Genomic DNA, 2,320 nt, shown 5'->3' with positions numbered 1-2,320 from the left:
GGTGTCGATGAGACTTTCGCCGATGTGAGTGGAGATGCCGTAGTGACGTTGCAGACGCGTGCTCACCTGTGCCAGCTTCATGCCTACGATGGTGCGCATCGCATCCATAGCCAGTGGGCGGTATATCGCCGTCTGGAAGCGAGCCAGCAAAGCAGGCTGGAAATGATCGCGCAGGGTCGGACGTAACAATTCATGCAGATCGCTCTCCGTGGCTTCTGGTTGCTCCTCCAGCAGCTGCATCAACTGATCACTGCCCAGGTTGGACGTCATCAGGATCACGGTATTGCGGAAATCGATTTCACGCCCTTCCCCGTCCCGCATAAAGCCCCGGTCAAAGACCTGATAAAACAGGTTCATCACATCCCGGTGGGCCTTCTCCACTTCATCCAGCAGCACCACGCTGTACGGCCGCTTACGGACCGCCTCGGTGAGAATACCGCCCTGACCATATCCGACATAGCCCGGAGGGGAGCCTTTCAACTGCGAGACCGTGTGCGGCTCCTGGTATTCAGACAGGTTGATGGTAATGAGCGATTTCTCACCACCATACATAACGTCAGCAAGTGCCAGCGCGGTCTCTGTTTTACCCACCCCACTTGGCCCCACCAGTAAAAACACGCCCTGTGGCCCGTTTTCCGGCGTCAGACCGGTTTTTGACGCTCTCAGTCGTTGCGCTATGGCATTCAGGGCAGGACTTTGTCCGACAACACGGGTTGCCAGTTGTTCTTCCAGCGTCAGTAATTCGGTTTGCTCATCTTTCATCAGCGACGAGAGGGGAACACCTGTCCAGTCGGCGATAACGGTCGCAACGGTGCGGACATCAACATCCAGACCCAGCAAGGGGCTGTTATTCTGAATTTGGGAGAGCTCCTGCTGGAAGCCGGAGATTTCCTTCTGGCGGCTGATGTCTTTCCGGCAGGCTTTCAGCGAGTCGGTGAGCTGTTTTTCGATTTCATATTGTGACTGAAGGGCAGCTTTCTGCTGGTTGAGATCCTGAGTCAGTTGTTCGATCTGCGGCAGACGGCTGGCATCAACGGTGTTACCCAGGGAAATATCTTCCAGTAACTCCTGCTGTTCCATCGCAAGCGCAGTCAGTTGCGCCTGCAACCGGGTCAGTTGTTCAGGCAGCGTATCCAGGCTCATCCGTACCCTTGCCGCAGCGGTATCCAGTAAGTCCACCGCTTTATCAGGTAACTGGCGACCGGTCAGATAGCGACGGGAAAGCGTCACAGCTGCCCGGACGGCCTCGCCGGTAATATGCACTCCGTGGTGTTCGGCATAGCGGGATTTGAGGCCACGCAGCATCAGGCAGGCCGTATCATCATCAGGCTCATCAACCTTAACCATCTGGAAGCGGCGTTCAAGGGCTGCATCACGTTCGAAATACTGCTTGTATTCACTCCAGGTGGTGGCCGCAATGGTGCGCAGTTCGCCGCGTGCCAGAGCCGGTTTCAACAGGTTGGCGGCGTCTGCCCCGCCCGCCTGATTACCGGCCCCGATGATGGTATGAGCTTCATCGATAAAGACCAGCACCGGCACCGGGGATTGCTGGACGGCGTCGATGATATTTTTCAGACGCTGTTCGAACTCCCCCTTTACACCGGCGCCCGCCTGAAGCAAACCCAGGTCCAGCGTTCTGACGATGACAGGCTTAAGACTTTCGGGCACATTACCCTCAGCAATACGCAGCGCCAGGCCTTCAACCAGGGCCGTTTTGCCGACGCCAGGCTCGCCCACCAGGATAGGGTTGTTCTTGCGACGTCTGGAGAGAATATCCACCATCTGACGGATTTCGTTATCGCGTCCAAAGACAGGATCAATCTTTCCTTCCCGGGCACGGGCGGTCACATCGACAGTAAAGCGGTTGAGAATGGACTCCTCCTGCGAAACGACAGGTTGTGCACTTCCACCGTCATCAGGGTTTTGTGCTTCCTGTTTCAATGGCGCCGCCCGACCAATAATGGTGGCATTGCCAGCCTGTTCGCTGAGTGCAAGTTCACGCCGCTCATCTGACTGGGTTTCCAGTAAGGGGCGTAGCCTCTCAAGCTGGCTGGTGGTCAGGGTCATTAAGGGCCAGAGGCCATCGCAGCGAGTCAGTCCTGACGTTTCAATTATGGCCGTGAGCAAATGTATGCTACGGATCTGCTCATCTCCCGCGAGCGTGGCGGCAAGCCAGGCCTGTTTCAACAGGGTCTGGAGGGAAGCAGAGAGCTCTGGTCGGGTGCGAACTGAACGAGGCTGTGCATCCAGCCAGCTCAGAAGAGACTGCCAGACGGCATCCATATCCCATTCATAGCGCCGGGCAAGAACGGTCAGGTCA

General features: G+C 56.8%; 1 protein-coding gene. It reads right to left on the bottom strand.

Features of this window, described 5'->3' with window-relative positions; all coding sequences use genetic code 11:
* A partial coding sequence (gene tssH / locus QQF33_RS03305; protein ID WP_285157373.1) for a type VI secretion system ATPase TssH occupies nucleotides 1–2,320 on the bottom strand: 2,320 nt, incomplete at both ends.

Source organism: Lelliottia wanjuensis (genome assembly GCF_030238365.1).
Taxonomy (GTDB): Bacteria; Pseudomonadota; Gammaproteobacteria; order Enterobacterales; family Enterobacteriaceae; genus Enterobacter; species Enterobacter wanjuensis.
Note: the sequence above shows the minus strand (reverse complement) of the source record. Positions and strands in the feature narration are given on the sequence as shown.